This window comes from Nostoc sp. ChiQUE01b (assembly GCF_034531255.1).
GTDB lineage: Bacteria > Cyanobacteriota > Cyanobacteriia > Cyanobacteriales > Nostocaceae > Nostoc.
Genome location: NZ_JAVRBM010000095.1, coordinates 13161 through 33071, shown reverse-complemented (window position 1 = coordinate 33071; position 19911 = coordinate 13161). Strand labels below are relative to the sequence as shown.

The 19911-nt window shown below is 41.4% G+C and carries 18 protein-coding genes and 1 pseudogene; 5 read left to right on the top strand and 14 right to left on the bottom strand.

What is annotated here, in order from left to right; translation table 11 throughout:
- Positions 1-29: 29 nt before the first annotated feature.
- From RMY63_RS35490 to RMY63_RS35475, 4 genes are all read right to left on the bottom strand, one after another.
- Positions 30-491 (bottom strand): discoidin domain-containing protein, encoded by a 462-nt coding sequence (locus RMY63_RS35490; RefSeq protein WP_322733188.1) that lies wholly within the window; start codon positions 489-491, stop codon positions 30-32.
- Between the two features lie 193 nt (positions 492-684).
- Positions 685-2907 (bottom strand): peptidase domain-containing ABC transporter, encoded by a 2223-nt coding sequence (locus RMY63_RS35485; protein ID WP_322733187.1) that lies wholly within the window; start codon positions 2905-2907, stop codon positions 685-687.
- A 241-nt stretch (positions 2908-3148) separates the two neighbouring features.
- Positions 3149-3517 carry a hypothetical protein gene (locus tag RMY63_RS35480; protein WP_322733186.1) on the bottom strand — a complete coding sequence of 123 codons (369 nt, stop codon included), beginning with the start codon at positions 3515-3517 and terminating at the stop codon, positions 3149-3151.
- Positions 3518-4292: 775 nt separating this feature from the next.
- Positions 4293-4661 (bottom strand): hypothetical protein, encoded by a 369-nt coding sequence (locus RMY63_RS35475; protein ID WP_322733185.1) that lies wholly within the window; start codon positions 4659-4661, stop codon positions 4293-4295.
- Positions 4662-4974: 313 nt separating this feature from the next.
- Between RMY63_RS35475 and RMY63_RS35470 the strand changes: the two are divergent.
- A pseudogene (locus RMY63_RS35470) lies at positions 4975-5160 on the top strand (IS5/IS1182 family transposase); the annotation flags it as partial.
- Positions 5161-5971: 811 nt separating this feature from the next.
- Here the strand turns inward: RMY63_RS35470 and RMY63_RS35465 are convergent.
- The 3 genes from RMY63_RS35465 to RMY63_RS35455 all read right to left on the bottom strand — a co-directional run bounded on the left by RMY63_RS35465 (position 5972) and on the right by RMY63_RS35455 (position 8352).
- Positions 5972-6304 (bottom strand): hypothetical protein, encoded by a 333-nt coding sequence (locus RMY63_RS35465; protein WP_322733184.1) that lies wholly within the window; start codon positions 6302-6304, stop codon positions 5972-5974.
- Between the two features lie 315 nt (positions 6305-6619).
- A complete protein-coding gene (locus RMY63_RS35460) occupies positions 6620-7378 on the bottom strand; it encodes an AraC family transcriptional regulator (protein ID WP_322733183.1) in 759 nt (252 codons plus the stop codon).
- A 203-nt stretch (positions 7379-7581) separates the two neighbouring features.
- Positions 7582-8352, bottom strand: coding sequence for a biotin/lipoate A/B protein ligase family protein (locus RMY63_RS35455; protein ID WP_322733182.1), 771 nt, complete (start codon positions 8350-8352; stop codon positions 7582-7584).
- A gap of 164 nt (positions 8353-8516) precedes the next feature.
- Here RMY63_RS35455 and RMY63_RS35450 point away from each other — a divergent pair, with 164 nt between their 5' ends.
- The gene (locus tag RMY63_RS35450) at positions 8517-8996 is read left to right on the top strand and encodes a DUF6985 domain-containing protein (protein WP_322733181.1); all 480 of its coding nucleotides are present in this window, start codon (positions 8517-8519) and stop codon (positions 8994-8996) included.
- A 210-nt stretch (positions 8997-9206) separates the two neighbouring features.
- Here the strand turns inward: RMY63_RS35450 and coaBC are convergent, their stop codons facing one another.
- The 5 genes from coaBC to cruF form a co-directional block, all read right to left on the bottom strand.
- A complete protein-coding gene (coaBC, locus tag RMY63_RS35445) occupies positions 9207-10415 on the bottom strand; it encodes a bifunctional phosphopantothenoylcysteine decarboxylase/phosphopantothenate--cysteine ligase CoaBC (RefSeq protein WP_322733180.1) in 1209 nt (402 codons plus the stop codon).
- 109 nt (positions 10416-10524) lie between these two features.
- Positions 10525-10737 carry a DUF2555 domain-containing protein gene (locus RMY63_RS35440; protein WP_094351471.1) on the bottom strand — a complete coding sequence of 71 codons (213 nt, stop codon included), beginning with the start codon at positions 10735-10737 and terminating at the stop codon, positions 10525-10527.
- A gap of 155 nt (positions 10738-10892) precedes the next feature.
- The gene (locus RMY63_RS35435) at positions 10893-11513 is read right to left on the bottom strand and encodes an alpha/beta hydrolase (RefSeq protein ID WP_322733189.1); all 621 of its coding nucleotides are present in this window, start codon (positions 11511-11513) and stop codon (positions 10893-10895) included.
- A 73-nt stretch (positions 11514-11586) separates the two neighbouring features.
- Entirely contained in the window at positions 11587-12783 is a 1197-nt protein-coding gene (cruG, locus tag RMY63_RS35430; RefSeq protein ID WP_322733179.1) for a 2'-O-glycosyltransferase CruG, read from the bottom strand.
- 104 nt (positions 12784-12887) lie between these two features.
- A complete protein-coding gene (cruF, locus tag RMY63_RS35425) occupies positions 12888-13796 on the bottom strand; it encodes a gamma-carotene 1'-hydroxylase CruF (protein ID WP_322733178.1) in 909 nt (302 codons plus the stop codon).
- A 386-nt stretch (positions 13797-14182) separates the two neighbouring features.
- Here cruF and RMY63_RS35420 point away from each other — a divergent pair, with 386 nt between their 5' ends.
- Complete coding sequence (locus tag RMY63_RS35420; RefSeq protein WP_322733177.1) at positions 14183-14629, top strand: hypothetical protein; 447 nt, start codon at positions 14183-14185, stop codon at positions 14627-14629.
- Between the two features lie 135 nt (positions 14630-14764).
- Here the strand turns inward: RMY63_RS35420 and RMY63_RS35415 are convergent, their stop codons facing one another.
- The gene (locus tag RMY63_RS35415; RefSeq protein ID WP_322733176.1) at positions 14765-15538 is read right to left on the bottom strand and encodes an MlaE family lipid ABC transporter permease subunit; all 774 of its coding nucleotides are present in this window, start codon (positions 15536-15538) and stop codon (positions 14765-14767) included.
- Positions 15539-15804: 266 nt separating this feature from the next.
- Between RMY63_RS35415 and RMY63_RS35410 the strand changes: the two genes are divergently transcribed.
- Both RMY63_RS35410 and RMY63_RS35405 read left to right on the top strand, forming a co-directional pair.
- Positions 15805-16128: a hypothetical protein gene (locus tag RMY63_RS35410; protein ID WP_322733175.1), complete on the top strand. Its 324-nt coding sequence runs from the start codon at positions 15805-15807 to the stop codon at positions 16126-16128.
- A gap of 1063 nt (positions 16129-17191) precedes the next feature.
- On the top strand, positions 17192-18619 hold the full coding sequence (locus tag RMY63_RS35405; RefSeq protein ID WP_322733174.1) for a hypothetical protein: 1428 nt from the start codon (positions 17192-17194) through the stop codon (positions 18617-18619).
- A gap of 357 nt (positions 18620-18976) precedes the next feature.
- On the opposite strand, the gene RMY63_RS35400 is transcribed toward RMY63_RS35405, so the two are convergent.
- A complete protein-coding gene (locus RMY63_RS35400; RefSeq protein WP_322733173.1) occupies positions 18977-19891 on the bottom strand; it encodes an Rpn family recombination-promoting nuclease/putative transposase in 915 nt (304 codons plus the stop codon).
- Positions 19892-19911 lie beyond the last annotated feature (20 nt).

The window sequence follows — 19911 nt, the reverse complement described above, 5'->3', positions numbered from 1 at the left end:
AATATCCCTTATTTCTATTTTTCCTCTGCCTAGAGTGACAAAAGAGGGTTAATCTTCAATTCGTCGATACGCAATCTAGAATCGGTATCACCCACGATTTTGATCGCATTGGCGGGTTGGTCGGTGACGTTTTGCTTGTTTTCATTGCCCTTGCCAGAGGTGTTACTAACCACAGTAGTCCAGGTTGCACCATTGTCCTTGGAAAGCTGTACGCTGTAGGTATACTTGTTCGTGCCGTACCAGTTAAGCACCAGATCATCTATGCGCTGGCAGCTACCGAATCTCGCAGTTATGGAAGCACCACGGGCGGCAGCCTCCCAGTGGGTATTCTTATTTTTGTCAATAGCGTTGTCAGCAATAAACGAACCACTAGTAGATGTGGCAGTAGCATCGCTGAACGACACAACGGCAGGCAACGCTACAGAAGCACTACCTATGATTGCAGCCGAGACAGCTATCGTAAAAGACAGCTTTGAAAATTTTGTATTCATTCTTTAACCTCTGTTGAATCTTGAGCAATCAGTTGTTACTTAGAGGTCATGGATGATATTTTTTGTCAATGCGTAAGTCATATCAAATCCCTTTGTATCGGAATTATTCCTCTTTTCTCTTTCTCTGCGTACTCAGCGTCTCTGCGGTTTTTTAATCATTCAGATACTACCGGATTTGATATCATAGATGATTTTATTTGCTGATTGCGCTGAATTTGCCGTTAGAGTGAGAATTGGAGGATTTAGCTACTAAACCATTTGTGAATGGGTCAACGCTGTCTAAGAAGTCTAAGTGTTCGCCAGCCTGATGGCGCAGAGCCTCTGGAGTGCCTTGGATTTTCAAACGCCCTTCTTCCATCTGTACAATCCAATCAGCGCGTCCGATGACTTTGGGGCGATGGCTAATCATAATTGTGGTTTTGCCCTGCCGATGGTCAAGCAGTCTATCTAGCAGTTTGGCCTCACTTACTGGGTCGAGAGCGCCAGTAGATTCATCTAAAATTAATATTGGCGGGTCAGTAACTATAGCTCTAGCGATCGCTAATCTCTGTCGTTGTCCACCCGAAAGATTCGCGCCAAATTCGCCTAAAACAGTTTGATACTTATCGGGTAGTTTACTAATAAACTCATCTGCACCAGCAATCTCGCAAGCTTGCACAATTTGTTCAAAGCCGATTTGAGGATAGCTGAAGCGGAAGTTTTCAATAATTGAGCGACTCCAGAAGTGAGGTTCTTGAGGTACTAGCACCACCTGTTGCCGCAGACATTCCATTGAGAGGTCTTGCTGATTATAGATGCCATAGCGGATATTGCCAGATTGAAGGAAATATAAACCTGCAAGCAGTTTGGCGAGGGTGCTTTTACCACAACCGGATTTACCAATCAGCCCAATGACTTGACCGCCAGGGATAATCAGCGAAAAATCTTGCAGCAAGTCAACTCTACCTGCGTGGTGGAAATTAAGGTTAGTGCAAGTAATATCTATATTGCCCTTCAGTTCTGCCCAAGGCTTTTTCTCGTCTTTGTCGTCTTCTGGGGTAGCATCAATCACCTCTGTCAGGCGTTGGATGACAATCTGGGCAGTGATAAACTCATCAACTAAGCCGATGACTGAACTCAAAAAGCCGAGAAAGTTGCCACTCATTCCACTAAACGCTAGCAACTGACCAATGCTTAAAGTGCGATTAATCACTAAGTATGAGCCTAACCACAGTAAGGCAATATTCGTGCAAGTGGAAAAAATATTAGTGATTGTGCCACTGTAAAGCCCCAGCTTCATCATACTCCAGCCCAAGTTAGCCAGCCGACCATAATTTGCCTGATACTCTTGCCAAGCTTGGGGAGTGGCTTGGGTAGTTTTTAGTACCTGGACACCGCGAAAAGTTTCAACGAGAAAGCCTTGGTTTTCTGTACCCAAGACGATCGCATTACGGGTTTTCTGGCGCAAAGCTGGGAGAAAAAGCAGATTGACGAGGGTGACAATCATAAAGGCAGCCAGGGAAGCCAAAGTCAGCCCCCAACTGTAAAAGAGCATGAAGCCCAAGGAAACCAAGGCGATAAAAAATTGGCTGGGTAAACCGAGGACAATTTGGGAAACTAACTCATTGATGTGATCTACATCAGCAATCCGGCTGACTACTTCCCCACTGCGTCGTCCTTCAAAGTACGAGAGGGGCAAACGCAACAGTTGTCGCCCGTATTCTAGAATCAGTCCTAATTGCAGTCGTTGACCAAAGTGACCAATTAGGTGAGATTGTACCAAACCGATCCCACTGCTAAATAGACTCATAGCGATCGCTCCAATTGCCACCACAGTTAGCAGTTGGGTATCTCCCCGCACGAGTACGTCATCAGTAAGCAATTGCATCATTAAGGGAGAGACAAGCGAAAGTAGTCCGATGACAATGTTAATTGCGATCGCTTGGATGAGAATAGCGCGATAGGGCAAAACCCGCATCAGATAACGCCCAAAGCCGCCAATTTTATCATCTGATTGCTGATAAAAGCGGCTGTCGTCTGGCGTTAGCAGCAGCATGATGCCATTGCCCCATCCTTCAAGCAACTCCTCGCGGGTAAGGTAACGGATACCTACACCAGGGTCAGCGATTACGTATTTTTTTCCCTTTTGCCCGTATAAAACGACCCAGTGGTAGCCTTTCCAGTGAATGATGGCTGGTAGAGGGGCTTTATTTAATTGATCCAGTAGTTGTGCAGAGGCTTTGACTTGACGCGTATTAAATCCTAGAGTTTCTGCACCCCGCCTCAAACCCAGCAGGCTGGTTCCCCGCGATCCTGTACCAACTACTTCCCGCATTCGACTAATCGCAAAGGTGCGTCCGTAGTGTTTGGCAATAGTGGCAAGGCAGGCAGCACCGCAGTCTTCTTCACTATGTTGAAGTACAATTTGGTATCGCATCTTCAAGACCTGTACCTATAAATGGTTCGCTATTCGGACAGAGTGTAAATTTTTCTATTACAAGCAAACATAAAATAGGGGCGAAACATGTCTCGCCCCTACCAGTTAAGAGCTTATATGTTCAGCAAAAGTAAGTGTTTAGCCCCGAGTTATCCTCTAGAAGGACTGGAAACTAAGAGCTCCAACTTCCAGTTACTTTGTGAGATTACCCTAACTGGAACCGGAGTGTTCAACGTGCTGGCTAAATAGGTTTGTTAGAGATTTTCTTGAGAGATGAGATTCTGTCATTCCAAAAGTCATCTGGTTGAGATGGTCGAATAAAGTTGATGACTACCCCCTTAGGCGCAGAAACATCTATGTAATGACCCTTGTAATTAGCGTCCTCGTAAAATCTCCATGTACCTCCATCATTAATTTTAGCCGAGCTAATCTGGTCGTTTGCTTTTACCTGAGGAGTGCCAACGTTGAAACTGCCTATGCGATCTTTACCATTGATGTCTCTGAAGACTTCCAATCCTGCACCGCCCCCAATTGCAGCAGCAGTCTCATTATCAAGTTCTGTTACCGCAATTGCATCAAGTTGATTAAAATGTTCTTTGGTGTTTAACATTGTCACTTTCCTTCATTCCAGATTGATTTTGATGGGGAGTTATAGCAATCCTAAATGAGATTGTGAAAATTTCTGTTATGGTCGTCCTTGGTCATTGGTCATTAGTCATTTGTCCTTTGTAATTGCAAATGACTAATGACCAATGACAGCTAACTCCAAAAATATTTCACAAATGATTTAGGAATGCTATATATTGCCGATAAGATGGCTAAAGCATCTTAATATCGACCTTTTACAAGCTACTTTGTTTGAAAAGTAAGCTGTATTAATAGGAATCAGGTTTGATTAGTGGAAGCTTTCCAAGATATGAGCATTGTAGGATAAAGCTTTTAGTCTTAGTCTGCTTTTAAGAATCAAGTTGCATTCTTATATTTAGTACTGTAGGAAATAAAAATTTTAGGGACAATGCACATTTTGTTGTTAAAACTATCAATTATGTTGCTACTGATTGACACTAACATTAGAATTTTGTTTTTGAGCAGAAAAAATCCCATGTAGGAGCGATCGTTCTACGCCCCTACAGGTATCATGTGTATTGTTTGCTCTAATTTGAGCTTTATTCTAATTTTATGACAATAAATCACGAGAGAATAGGACTTTTGGATAGAGGTATAGTAAGCGTTGGCGCAGCCCGTCGTAGACATCGCTCCGTCAAAGAGATAACGGGAAAATTCAGAAAGGCGAACATGGGGAAAGCCTTGCTCGCCGTAAATGTTCTACTGGTCTAATCAGTTTGTTTGATCAGACTCTTGAGCGTTTAGCTTCATGTGCTGCATCAAGAGGTGTAGTCAACTCTTATATTGCCAGTGACAAATATACCGTCTTTATCATCTCTAAAGTCGATTACGTATTTGCCTCCCCGGATGTTAGTCCATGTAGTGGTATCTTTACCAACACTGGCTACTTTTCCATTTGCATTATTAGTATTTACATTTCTAATAATTGCAGCGAAGGATGGGTTACTCTTAGCTGATTTGGTGTTGGAAGTGAGTTTGATTGTTCCACCGGATCGCACATTGAATGCTCGTGAGGTTAGAAAAGTATCAAATTTAACAGTAGACTTGAAACTACCACCTCCTTCAACAACAGCGGCGGCTTCGGGAGTTAATTCGGTAAATAGTTGTTCATGCTGATCGTCTTTCATCTTTTCTCTCCTATTGAAGTGTTAATTGTTCTGTATCGTTCCTTGAGGAACCATAGTTTTAGAAACTTGCTGCACAACTTGTGCATTTAATCTCGACTACAAGTTACCTTTTGTAAAAGTAATCTTGTATTAATAGGAATCTGGTTTGATTACTGAAAGCTTTCCAAGATATGAGCATTGTTGAATAATAGCTTTTAGTCTTAGTCTGCTTTCAAGAATCAAGTTGCATTGCTATATTTAGGAGTGTAGGAAATAAAATTTTGAGTGACAATGCACATTTTGTTGTTAAAACTATTAATTATGTTGCAATTGAAAAAAGAGTAATCAAGAGTTAGCCAAAGTCCGAGTTGTGAGTGAGCATATTAATCGAAAACTGAAAATATTTAAAATTTTGTCTGACCGTTATCGCAATCGTCGAAAAAGATTTGCTTTGAGATTTAATCTCATAGCTGGTTTGTACAACTATGAGCTTCGTCTCACCAAAACTGAATCTGCTTAAGTGACTTTTGCAAGAGGTCTATTAATCCCAGCTTAATTATTAATAAATATTTTTAGAAATCTATATTGGTTGTTAATTATTAAAATGGAATGCTTATTAAACTTTTCAACAATCTGGTATTTCATCTTTAAAATTTATGCAGCATAGAAAGCTCGGTCAGGGCTTTCGCCCTGACCATATCTGATTTTTAGTGTATTAAAGATTGTGTTGCAAAAACTTTTAAAAATTCTATATGTAATTAAATTACAAACTGTAATATTACTATAAATAGCGTTGAAAAATTTTTTTATGATACAACCTGATCGCCCGATCAAACTTAAAAATGATCGCTCTAACTAAATTCTTCAATCCAGAAGTCGGACGAGACTAACGGCGAAAAGCTAAAACTTGTTGTTTCTTTTCTCTCTTTATCAGGTGTGAATGGAATTAGTTGTAAATTTTCTAATCCCATTTAAATATCTGAGATTAGACCTATAAATTCAAGGGGTTTAACTTGATTTATTACACATAAGTAAAGGACTTATGTTCTCATTGTTTAAACTTCCATTGAAAACTGACAAAAAAATAGTGGCGAAATATGCCTTGTACCCACGAACTCGTAGCAGAGTATTTGCCAGGATTTAAGTTGACACCAATGGGCATATTTCGCCCCTACAAACTAAGAACAGATTATGTGGTTCAGTTAGGATACGTTCCTAAATTCAGAGTTAGTGTGTACGAAGATTGAGAACCAATAATTCAGTAACTTCTAGCTCTCAGTCGGGGATATTTAGTAACTGAAACCGAATTTTCGGAAGCGTTAGCTCAACCATTAGAAACGCTGAATGGATGAGGTTCTGTTATCCAAAGAATCAAGGTTGATTGTTCCTGTGTTCGTAAATTCTTCGAATTGACCTGAATAATAATACCAATCAGAAAATTTCCATCGACCTGCATTGATTTTAACCGAGCTAATCCTGTTATTACCTGCACCTAACACTGCTTTTCCGAAGTTGAACTCACCTAACACCTCTCCAGTACCATTGTATCCGTCGTAAACTATCAAATCATAACCGCCTTGAATAGTAGCAGCAGCCTCATTGTCAAGTTCTTCAACAGCAAAAGTTACATCAAATTGATTGAAGTATTCTTTGGTGTTTAACATTGTCACTTTCCTTTTCTAAATTGATGTTTATGTGAACCTATTGAAAGGTGAATTGTTCTGCAATAATTTATCAAACAGATAGTGCAAAGCACTTAATATCGACGTTTTACAAGTTACCTTTTGTAAAAGTAATCTTGTATTAATAGGAATCTGGTTTGATTATTGAAAGCTTTCCAAGATATGAGCATTGTTGGATAAAACTTTTAGTCTTAGTCTGCTTTCAAGAATCAAGTTGCATTCCTATATTTAATAGTGTAGGAAATAAAAGTTTTAGGGACAATGCACATTTTGTTGTTAAAACTATTAATTATATTGCTACTGTTTGACACTAACATTAGAACGCTGAGTATTACGCCAAACTTGAGGTGTAGTACCATAAAACTGGCGAAATTGACGAAAGAAATATCCTTCATACTGATAGCCGATTGCACAAGCAATTTGATTAATTGGCTGGTCGGTTTCCAGAAGCAAGGCACGCGCAGCTAGCATCCGGCGTTCAAAGATCCAATCATTTACTGTTTTTCCTGTTTTGCGTCGCACTAGATTGGTTAGATAAGCTGCGGAATAACCAACTGCAACAGCTACGTTGCTTAAACCGATCGATTGATGATAATTAGCTTCGATATAATCAAAAACTTTCTTTAGTTGAGAGCAAGTAGGAAAGAGCCGCTGTGGTTCTGATATCCGCTGATATTTAGCCAAATCCCACTGCTTTGAGCCAACGTGTTTTTCCAGTTGAGGAGCGATTGCTTCTAATAATTCTTCTGTGGAATCTAAAGTTGCCTGAAGCAAAGAAAGGGACTTTTCTAATTCTGTCTGTCTCTGCTGATCGGCAGCTTTCTCACGACAAAATTGCTCTTTAGCAGTGGTTAATTCAGCTAAAAGCTCTTGCACTTTTGACTCTAAGGCTCTATTGGTTCTCTCTAAGGCTAAGAAACTCTGCTGGTGTAAGGGTTGGCGTAGCGTCTCCAAGAGTTGCTCGTCGCAGACATCGCTCAGATCACGATCCCAGATATGCGGCAATGTGACTTGAAGAAAATTGCGTTGTTCTAAAATCCCGTTGCTAGAAACCATATTTCCACAAAACTGATTATTTTGAGTTGCTAGCTATTACTCGGTGAGTTATGTCTGTGTTTTACGCAAGGCATTAGTTTTTGTAAAATTACTTTACAAAACTAATGGCAAATAATTGATAAATAAGTTTATCTCAAAAAGGAAGGTTGGCTCCAACTAAAGTACTAAAGTTTTGAAATAGGCGATACCGACGGTGAGCTACGCTAATGCACTTGATAAAGCGATCGCAATTTGAGAATATCTTGCCATTCGAGATCGGTAAATGGTTGAGTAACTAGTTCTATACCAAAGTACTGTTTTGCCGTTTCTGTCAATGTATCCACAATCTTTGCAATCCAGCCATCCTCTTGGTGTGTGTTGCAAAGTGAGGTATTCCACGGAGCCGGTTGTTCAAAGATTTCCTGAAATAAACCTTTGTCTGTAGACAAAATCATCGAGCCGTGTTGAAGAATGGTATTTCTTCCCTTGCGTTGGGCGCTACCAATAAATTTACTTCCATCAGCTGTAACCAAGTCAGCCGCTGTTGCTGTGTTGAAGCAACTGGGATTATGAATGTAACCCCGTCCAGCAGAACCGTAATTTAACTCAATACCCAAGGTTTGCCAGCCTTGGATCAAAAAGTTACAGATGTTTTCATAAGTACCCCAGCTCTTTCCAGTACTAGCTGAGGTAATCAGGGCGTAGCTTAAATCTCCTTGGTGGAGAACAGCTCGACCTCCCGTTGGACGACGAACTAGATCGAGTCCCTTTCCCTGGTAGATCAGATTATGCCACTCGGCAGGCCATTGTTTTTGCAGATGTCCCAAGGAGAGAGCATAAGGGCACCAGGTATAAAAACGCAAGGTAGGCAGATGTTGTCCGTTTTCGCATTGGTTGAACAACCAAGCATCGATCGCCATTTGCACTGCTCCTGATGTCTGAAGCATTGGGACGAAACGCCAGGTGGATGGTGATTCGGTTGCTAGTTGTTTCATCAGTTTCGGACTCTGGAAAGATATTCATATCATGTCCGCTTGATTACTTACCGCGAGTGAAGCGATCGCTCAGGCGCCTAAGAAGAGGGATATTACTGGTAAAACTATGAACAAAGATAAACATATTTTTTCATAACTTTGATGAATAAAGGTAGTACCTGAAGATGATCAAACCCCCAAGGAGTTACTACGATGCTGAGTTTGGACAGATGAGAATCGAAGATAACCACTGGACTTTAGCACAATGTGCTGTTTTGGGCGATCGCTGTGTACCGATTTTCGTGGATTTTGAACAGGGGCAGATTGGGGAACTTTCATCGCTCCAGCGTGAAGCTATTCGGCAAGCTCTAGCCTTGCCACCAGATGTGTTACGCATCACTGCTCCTCTGGTGCTGCAAAATTATGATGTATATCGTGACATGATTGGAGATGAAGAAATGCCGCTGTTGGCTAATCCCATTCAGGTCTGGGATCAGGTCACTTTCTCATATATCTATGTGCCGCCCCATGTTGAGTATGACCTGCATATTGCTACCTTTGAGTTGATAGCTGAGTGTGACTGGGAGCCAGAACACGGCTTAGAAGTGCGCTTTCGCAATGGAGTAGCAGACGATGCAGATCAGATAGGTGAAACAGGACGTTGACCCCCTTCTCTGCGAGACGCTACGCGTAGCTTGCTTCCCCACAGGGGTACGGGGAATTCAAAATTCAAAATTCAAAATTCACGCATTACAATCCTCATAAATAATAAATTTAGGGGCTTGAAAACTTGGACTCTTTGTGCCTTACGCTTACGCATCGCGGCACAATTGTTTTAAATTTGTCCATAAATAAATTTAGGGGCTTGTATCCTTTTATTCTTCGGTCAAAAAATCAAATAATTGATGTGCCATTTCTAATTTAGAACAAGGTGCAATTTCTACCTGATGTCCTTGACTATCTAAAAATATCGCTTGATTATTATCACTCCCAAAACCACTATCAGGTTGATCGATAGGATTGGCAACGATCGCATCTAATTTTTTATTCTGTAATTTTTCTAACGCTGGATTGACAATATCACCAGTTTGTGCAGCAAAACCAATTAATATTTGATGCGGCTGTTTATGTTGTGCTAACTGGGCAACTATATCCGGTACTGGTTCTAAAGGTAAAGCTTGGGGGAGCGATCGCTTGGGCAATTTCTTTGTACTATAATCTCTTGGTTTCACATCTGCCACCGCCGCCGACATCACAATTACATCAGCGTTGGGTAAACATTCCACCATGACGTGCTGCATTTCGTCTGCACTAACAACGGGAATTGCTTGCACTCCCAATGGTACATCCCAATTAGCTGGGGTATGTACCAGAGTAACGTTTGCCCCTCGGTGAAATGCGGCTTGTGCTAAGGCTAATCCCATTTTACCTGTGGAAGGATTGCCAATAAACCTCACTGGGTCAAGAAACTCTCGCGTTCCTCCAGCGCTAATTAAGACTCGTTTACCTGCTAAATCTCGTTTGCCTTGAGTGTGTAACAACGATTGGATGTAAGCTAAAATTTCTGGAGGTTCTGCTAATCTACCAGCACCGATGCGATCGCATGCCAATAACCCTGATGGTGTACTCATTCCATGATATCGGCTATCTGTCAATAACTGTTGCCAATTCCGTTGCACCGATCGCTGTTCCCACATATCAGTATTCATTGCGGGTGCTAACAGCACGGGACAAGTAGAAGCCAGCACGGTATTTGTGAGTAAATTATCCGCCATTCCGTAGGCTAACTTTGCTAAGGTATTTGCTGTCAAAGGGGCAATTACCATCACATCTGCCCATTCACCCAACTCAATATGTAGCGGACGAGAGTGAGTTGGCTGCCAAAAATCATCATCTGTGTAAGCGGGATGACGAGATAGAGTGGCTATTGTCAGAGGCGTGATAAATTTTTGCGCCGAACGAGTCAGGATGACTCGGACTTCCACCCCGGTTTTAAACAGCGTCGAAACCAGTTCACAGATTTTGTAGGCAGCGATACCGCCACCTACACCAATGAGAACCCTGTTCAATTTTGGATTAGTCATAATAAAAAGTTAGGAGTGAGTCGTTAGAAAAATTAGTACTAAATAGTTATAAATCCTAATTCTTAACTCCTAACTCTTAACTCCTGTACAGACGCGATTAATCGCGTCTCTACGCTTCATCGTAGGGTTCCAAGTCTAAGAGGTAGATATAGGGTTCAACTAACTCCGGACGCTGAAATGCGATCGCTCGCAATAGATGCCAATCATTTAAACCCTCAAAAGCATTACTATAATTATCCAGTTCCAGACGTGTAGCTAGTTCTTCTACTTCTACTGCACTCATGGCAGCAATTTCTTTTTGGGAAATGCTTAGAGTTGTCATAATGTTTGCCCCTCCCTTATGCAGCACTCGCCTTCAGCATGGGTTAAGTTGCGCTCTTTCGCAGCCACCCAATATATATTACTCATTAGAAGTCATTAAGTTCGTGAAAATTGTCAGAATTTGTACCAGAATTTATAAAAAATTCGTAATCCTGACTAAGCAATTGTATTTACAACGAAATTTCGTAGCACCTCTAAGGTTTTTGGATCTATTTCATGCCCCATATCAAATTCATGGTATTCTACTGTCACTCCTAGAGACTTGAGAGTTTCTTTTGCCTTCAAAGCAGCTTGCAGGGGCACAACTTCATCATATCTACCGTGAGTGATTAAAGTCGGCGGAATCCCACTTTTAGCTGCCGTTAGTGCGTCAGGATGTAAATACCCGCTCATGACAACTAAACCTGCTAGGGGCAATTTTGAGCCAACATCTAAAGTCATTGCTCCACCTTGAGAAAATCCACTCAAAATGGTACGCGACAAAGGTATGCCAGTGGTACTTTCTAAAGATTTCAAGAAATCTGTTAGCAGTTGCCGACTTTCTGCCAACCCTTGATACATATTTTCTACCCTTAGGTCATACCATGCCCTCCCTATAGGGGAATAGGGATAAGGATAAGGTGCGTTGGGTAATACAAATTGGTAGTTGGGTAAGTTGAGCAAGGGTAACAAAGATGCTACATCCTCAGCGTTAGCACCCCAGCCATGCAAAGTGACAATTAAGCCTGCAGGGGGTTGAGAAGTTTCGGGGGGAACGGTAATAGCTTGTAAAGACAGAGGTTTACTCCTAGAATTCTACTTTTGTACATAGATCCTATCTCTTCAAGCAGACTTAGTATTTAATGCCCCACTATATATACTTGCGTCCTCGCCACTCGTGCGGGGTGCGGAATGCAGATAAAAAAATTCGTAGCACAGCCAAGGGATCAGCCAAAGGGGAAAGCCAGAATAACCAGCTGCCTTTAGCGTTTGTGCGATCATAAGAAGGTGCGATCGCTATTAGCATCGCAAAGCGAATCACCAACAGGAATAAATTCAGTCCCAGCAGCAGGAGTGGGGGAGTGGGCGAATATGAGAGTGTGGGAGAAATCAACAAAAAAGTCAGGACAATTAAAAAGGGTAGACCTTGAACAGATGCGAGTAGCCATAAATCTCCCCACAACTGAGAGCGAGAAGTTGCATCTTTGAGATCGAGACTCCGCCCCCATTCTTTCCACGTCTCCATCGCCCCTTCATACATGCGTACCTTTAAAACCTTTGCGCCATCTAAAAAGCCGACCTTATAACCTTGGATAGCAATATTGCGTGCCAACGTGACATCATCACAAAAAGAACTCTTCGCACTGCTATAACCACCTACAGCAGCTAAAACGGAGCGACGACACAAAAAACACTGCCCATTTGCCATTACCCGTTCTGGTTGCTCTGGATTGATCCCTGCTGGGTCAAATCGGTAAAGCAAAGTCATCAACAAAGCCGGTTGTAGCCAGCACTCCCCAGGATATTTGAGGATGAACTGGGGTGAAAGAGAAACCAAATCGTAGCCTTGTGCTTCGGCCGTCTTCACCAAACCAGCAACTAAACCAGAATGCGGTTGGATATCAGCATCCAGCCCTAGAAACCACTGACTAGCTTGTGAGCTATATAGAAAACCGTTATGCAACGCCCAAGGACGCCCCACCCAACCAGAGGGTAAGGGATCATCTGTGATCACGCGAAAGCGCGGATCTTTTTGCTGTGTTGCTTTTACCAAGTCGGGGGTACCATCAGTAGACTTGCTGTCTACAACCATAATTTCCCGAACTTCATAACTTTGCTGACTTAAACCAGCCAACAGAGGGTTAATACGAAGCGCCTCGTTCAGCGTGGGAACAACGATGCTAACCCTACCTAAAAGCTCAGGTATCGGTTGTTGGGGTTCTATTGGAGGATGGCGTCTTGGTCCCTTTAACAGGCGCGAAAACAGAATCGCCGTTGCTGGTACTTGGATAAGTAGCAATAAAAAAGAAATGGCGCTTTCTACTATCAAAGTCTTGTCATTAGTCATTAGTCATTAGTCATTGGTCATTGGCTATGGGGCATTGGTAAATAAGCAATAGTTATTCTTCCCCCACTCCCTACTCCCTACTCCCCACTCACTAATTTCTAAACTTATTTCAAGGAAACTTCAACCTTTGCTACTGATACTTCTTTGGTTACTGGTTCAACAGTAACTTGAGCAGTTGTGGTTGAACTCCTTGACCACAGCGCCACAGCCGGAATCACACCTAGCAATAAGCCGAGTAATACAGGAATGGAGAATCCAGCAGCCAAGCTGAGTCCGGCGGCGAAGGCAAAGTTAGTTAAATAAACGACTAAGGGCAGATTGAGTTGCGATCGCTCTAATTTAATCGAGGTATTTCTCCACAATAATCCTGTCACACTCATAAACAGGGCGCTAGTACCAAACCAACCTACATAGTTCTGGTAAGGTGTTCCAAAGAAAGCTCCTGGTTGTTCCCAATACCAGAAGGGCAGAGAAGTTTGACTCATAGCCGGTTCAAGGGCAAAGTCCCAGCAAGTGAAGAGCAAAGCACCAACGGCTATCGCAGCAATATGGCGACCCCAACTGGGTTTTTGAGCCACTTTCAAACCAATTCTTGCAATTAAGTAAGACGACAGCCCAACATAAAACCAAGATAAAGGAATTGTAAAAGGAACTAGCCCCCCAATCTTATAACCCAAGCCACTCAGGTAGCTATAATTACCAAATGGAAATCCTGTACTAGTTCCCAGTAGTTCACTTCCCAAAGAGATAAACATAGCCGGTAGCATAAATGCTAGCCAAGTTCCTAATCCCAATGTCCGGTAGGCATAAATAGAGACAGCTACTGCCCCTAAGATGATATCAACTACACCGCCGCCAGCCATACTTAACTGTACGGCAGTTTCTCCTACCTGCGATAAGTTGAAAATTATTTCGGCATTGGGTACTACCAGTAGCATCCCTACCAGTCCAAAGGCTTTTGACGCGATATGACCAATGAGGCATACGCGTTCAGAAATAATAAGTTGTCTCATGATAATTCCTTAACAAGATGTGACACGCGGCTACTCGGCTGCTAACAGTTTACAAATCTTTAACTACTTTGTACCGCAATTTTCGACAAACTTGTTTGGCTTTCTTGTAAATAGCATAAAAATCTATTGATTGAAGCTAGAAAAATATGATGCTAAACTTATTAGTTTAAGCCATATATTCAAATATCTACATAATTTTATCTGTAACGAACTTCTGGTTTCTTGTCTCACTGATACCCGTATCGTAAAAAACTCCTTTGATACTGGGATATCCTTAACAAGGACAATCATCATAAACTGAGCAAATCCTCAAGCAAAATAAAGTCTTGAGTTACTACACTTATTTATGCGATAAGACCTTAACCCTGTACTAGAAATATAAACCCATGTCAATTTCGAAAAGAGTTCCTTGGGTGTCCCTGGCACTAGTACTGCTGAGTTACAGTACTTTGGGCTGGGTAATATCAGAAACACGTGCTCCTATGTTTGTGTGGGTGGCAACTGTAATTGCTATCTTACTTTTAATCGTAACTTTGACCGCTCCTTGGCCGAAGATGACATATTACTACAGTATTTTTCTTCAATCAAATAGCAGGACTTTTGGCGTTGCCGTCTTTGCAGCTTTCTTGTTTTTTATCATGATTGCCTGGTTTCAGGTATTTCTTGATACTTTGCTGATCATTTCAGCGACTATATTAGTCAGGATAGACTTTCAAAGAGCAGGTTTTAAAGGAGGACTAGCTTTTTCAACTGCCTCTATCTTTTCATTGGGAGGTTTAGCTTTGGGTGCGCTAATCTACAAGTTCATATATTCCCAAATTCCGCTAACGTGATGAGGTATATCCGAAAAAGCTAGCGATGCCTACGCCAACGCTTCATAACCAGTATTGCTTACCCACAACTTCTTTTGTAGCTCAAATTCACAACTTCTTAAAAAGTCGAGAATCTTGTTTACTATTTATTTGGGTTCAAAATGCAGACTGATCGAACAGCAGTAGAGAGAGGAAAAAATCCATAATAAAAATGGATACCCAACTAGTAACAACTGCTTTCGTTGCCGATTCTCCTACTTCCTTTGCTCCCCCTTTAGTAGTTAAACCCCAACTACAGCCAATGACAGCAACCAGCACTCCAAAAATAAATCCTTTTAGTAAAATAATAAACAAATCTGACGGTTCTAAAAAATTTCTGACTGATTCTAAAAATGTTTCGGGAATAATTTGGTAGAACTTTGATGCGGCAAAAACTCCGCCGATGATGCCCGTAACTAAAGCCAAAATTGTCATCAAAGGCACCATCAAACAACAAGCAATTACTCTAGGAAGTACTAGATAATCAATTGGATCGGTTTTGAGCATATAAAGTGCATCAATTTGCTCGGTGACTCGCATTGCACCTATTTCTGCTGCAAAAGCAGAACCTACTTGTCCCGCCATAATACTAGCGGTCAAAATTGGAGCCAATTCTCTACAAAAAGCTAAAGCAAAAGCACCTCCCACAGCATCAACAGCGCCAAATCGCACTAATTCTCTCGCCGTTTGAATAGTAAAAATCATTCCGGCAAAACCGCTGACAAGGAGAACTGGAGAGATAGAACCTGGCCCAGCAGTAACAAGATGTTGCAAAATCTTGCGATAGTAGGTTTTCCCTTGAAGTAAATGTAGCCACACTTGACCAAAGAGCAGTATTGCTGCAAAACAGCGTGTAATCCCAGATTGCTCAAAATTTGTTTTTGGTTGCAATTTTATCGTCCTTACGACTGACTTTTTTTGCACATTTCTTGTTATATCAATTTTCCAAAATAAGACTACAGATACAAATGGTGGGAACCCAGCCAGATGTAATCTGACTTTCTCAATTAAATAAACGCACTAAGTACGGCTTGTCGCAGGATATAGGACTCGTATTTGATGCAATCTCTGGTCTGTCAAACTAGGAAAAGTAATTGAATCAACTCCAAGGGTTGAAAAATTTAATAATATTTCTAAATAATGTTAGACAATTTTTTATGAGCAGGATTAAATACATAATATTTCTGTTGCTATTAATACTACCTTTCTTTGTGGTACATCCGGCTTTTGCATCTGTATGCCGCAATTATGCTGTCTACGACAGTCTACGCCACCAGATTTGCATTCTCAGTATCAGCCGAAGTGCCAAAAATTATTGGGAATACAAAGCAATTATTAGTGTAGATGGCATAAAAAGACCAACAGAAGTTTACAATTGTCGCGAACGAGTCAAGGTTCAACAAGCTGGGACTGTTTTGCCCTTTGAGCAAAAAGACCCTGGTGAGATGATATGCAGCTTTTTTAATTCTTCTCGGCGGTAAACACGCGCCAGATAATAAAGACGGTAAAACCTAGATAGATGAATACTGTTAGCCATTCTTGCCAGCTACCAAATGCATTGTTCATCAGCAAAAGCCGGAAAATTAATATTTATCAATCCTACACGCTGATCTGACTTTTCACGTTCTACTAGTTGCGCTACAGAGTGTTTTTTACTTTTACTGTCACTGGTGCAAATGCTTTGTTACCACAACAGGCACAATGGTCGTCAGATAGCTACCGGCGAAGAAATTTCTACATCTTCTTGAAGAGGAGAACTGTTCTTGAGAATGAGCTGAAGCAAAGTATGGAAAAACCGTAATCAGGAATACCCCAAATAGGCAAGCCGCTAACAAAATGGAAATTCTACGAGTTGTCATTCTGATAACCTTATATTTGTAGCATTTATTATATTTCTAGTAGGGGTGAAATAAGCAGCGGTGCAGAAAGTTACAAAAAAAGGGAACTCTTAAACCCCGTCCATTTTGAAACCTGGAGTTTTTAAAGAAAGTGTATTATTCGGTCGTGGCTTGAGTTCTGAACTTTACCCTGATTCCAACAAACTATGGTTTTCAAGGTAGACGCGGTTTAACTCTTAACAAGCTAGGAAAATGCGCCAAGTGCGATCGCACCCATATTTAGCATGATGCAATTGCTTTGAGGGATGAACCAGGCAAGTACAGCACAAGCCCTTGGTAGATTGATGTAGGTTGCTGTATTTTAGGAGATCAAAGAAGACTAGTCAAAAATTCTTAGCTAATTTTCCGGAATGGGTAACAATGGCGTGGTAGTAAATATTAGAGCATCGATATTATACTGAAACTCTATAACTAACCTTCGGGGAATATATCCCCATTGTTTTCCCTCAAAAACCCGGTCATAAAAACCGGGTTTTTGGTGTTTATACGAAGTTACAGTCGAGAAGTCGGGGAGAGAGCGATACCTACAGCTGGCTCACCAACGCAGCACTTATTTAAACTGTCTACGTATCAAATAAAACTATTGTCCAGAAACTTTTAAGAGATTTTATTGGTCTGGTTCTCCAAATTCTACAAAAATCAACCAATGTCATCTTCTGCTCAAGGTATTCCCGGATTACCCGATTTGACGCATCCAATTGAGCTTGTTCAATTTGGAACCCAGGCGCTCAAAGCTTCACTGTTATTAGTATTTTTGGTCGTAGCTTTGGGAGTTGCGATCGCACTTATAAGTTTTTCTCTGCGTCGCAGCCCGCCGGAACAATTTATATTCATTGGCGAATGGGCTGTTCGTTATTCCCAACTATTGCGGGGATTACAGCATTTAACTCTAGTATTAATTCTGTTAGTACCGGGATTTTTTTTCTGTTCAACTTTGAGCAATCGTTATCACCACTGGGAACAAACAAGGGTGGCTCAAGTGGCCGAAAGTGTCGCAGGTGAAAAACTCGAACAATCTGCCCCGCAAGTGCGCTACACTACCCAGGAGCCATACTCCTATACTACGCAAACCAATGGCAAAATAGTCAAAGTCAATGATACGCGAGATATTAACCGCTTCTTAACGCTGGGTGGTTCGCAAATTCAAGTCAAGCTAGACCAAAGCGTAGATGTTCCAGGTCGTAGTTCAATTTATCGCGTGGAATACACTGCTGATTATAAAGTAGTTAACCAACTCAAGGATATTAATAATTTCTTTTTTGAAGCACCGCCACCTAACGGCTACACACTGCTTGCTGGCTACAAAGTAGAGCGTAACGGTACTAGGTTACAACAAACCAATCCCGGAGACTATGGCTTTCCCTTCCGGCTGCAACCAGGAGAAGAAACCACCTTTCGAGTCACCTATCAGGCTCAAGGCGGCCCTCGCTGGGTTTATAGTGCAGCAGGACAGTTACTTTCTAATTTTCGCCTGACAGCAATTGCCAACTTTGCTCCGGCTGATTTTGCTAGTGGTGTTGTACCAAATGAGATTAAAGTTGATGGACGTAGTACTCAGTTTACTTGGAAATTTGATGATAATGTTTCAGTTAAAAATCCATTTGGAGTGTTTACTAACACCGACCCCATTCGTCATACTGGCATCATTCCTCGGCTTTTGTTACTAGCACCAGCAATATTTTTGTGGTGGATATTGTTGTTATATTTGTCACTGCCAATGAGTTTCAGAAATATTGCGATCGCTGGTAGTATTTTCTTTGCTTGTCTGTTGACTTTGACCTATCTAGCTCGCGTTATTAATGCTCAGTTGGCTTGGACTTTAATTTCTATCATTTTACTAATTTTAACATGGGGATTGGGAGCTAGCCGCAGTGCTTCCTTGGCTGCGATCGTTGCTACTATTGCTGGAGCAGTGCTACCGATTTTTGGATTATTAGTACCGTTTAGCGGACTAACTCTTAGTTTAGCGGGTTTGCTTTCAGCGGTTTGGCTAGCAGTTCGTCACTGGTATGGCTGGTACAGTTTGCGCCCAGAAGATCAAAGATTGCAGACTCAAAAAAATGCTAAAGATTAGATGATTCCGCTATGATTAGCGAAGTTTTAGCAAATAGCATTTATGGATAACGATTTACTCGCTTTCTTTGCGGTTGCTGGGTTACTCATTCTCTATCTTATCTTCTCAGCATTAACTGAAATAGGGACTAAATTGCCTTGGAAGAAATAAGCTGATGGGCTAAAAAGTTTACACTTCTAAACCTCATTGGGCTTAGAAAAAAAGTAACCATCATTTAGGCTTAGGTAATATACAGCAGTTCCTGCTATTGTGAGGTACGTTCTTAGTCTTGAAAGGCTACAGGAGATAGCGGGGAGCGGAAAAACTGTACTTCATAACAGCAGGAAGCGCTGTATCATTTAAAAGTTAGAGAAAACTCTAATTTTCTATTGTATTTAGCCAATTCATCAAATCAGCTTCACTGACAAAATCTAGTAATACTTCACCCAAATCCTCCAACTGAGCCAAGGACAACTCTTGCAACCGAGATTGTAACTGAGAATTAATTGAACCAAGCCGACGAGTTAATAGACGTATCACTAGCCTTAGTTCTGATTGTCTACCTTGTTCAATACCTTGTTCAATACCTTGTTCAATACCTTGTTCAATACCTTGTTCAATACCTTGTTCAATACCTCGTTGTCTACCTTCTTGAAGTCCTTCTTGGAGAATTTCTTGATAAATGGCAGATTCTCTCATATCTTCCCTCCTCAAAAACTGACGAATTAGTTCTGGCTCGAATACCAACCCTGCTAGAAGTTGGGTACATACCGAGATACTCTGCTTGGTGGCTTCTTCTTCAATCATACTCACCTGAACTGCTACCTGTTGAAGTAAGTTTTGAGGAGAATCTGTTCGCGCCAAAGTTGCCAGAGGTAATAAACCAGGAGATAACAATAAAGGTTCTGGATCTTGTTCCCAAATTCGGATGACGCGGTAATGGTGAGTAGTATTGCGGGCAGTAAATTGATCTACAAAGACAGCTTCTGAAGTTGTAGGTTTAAGGAAAATTACTACCTGCTCGATATCACAATTGTATTGTCGATATAGCCGCACCCAATAATCCAACATCCGCAGTGGTAAGGGTGGAGTCGATGCTGGTAACGTTTGAAACTCTAAATGCAGTATTTGATTGGCAGTTTGCAAAAAGGTTACTGAATCCGCACGAATTGGCTCTTGATTTAATTCTGTTTTGAGAATCTGGATACCCGTTGCCTCAGATGCAAGTAAGTAGCGGATAAAATCTTCTGGATACTGCTCAACCAGATATTTCAGGGTGTTGTCGTATGTCACTTTGATATCAGTTTGGACAT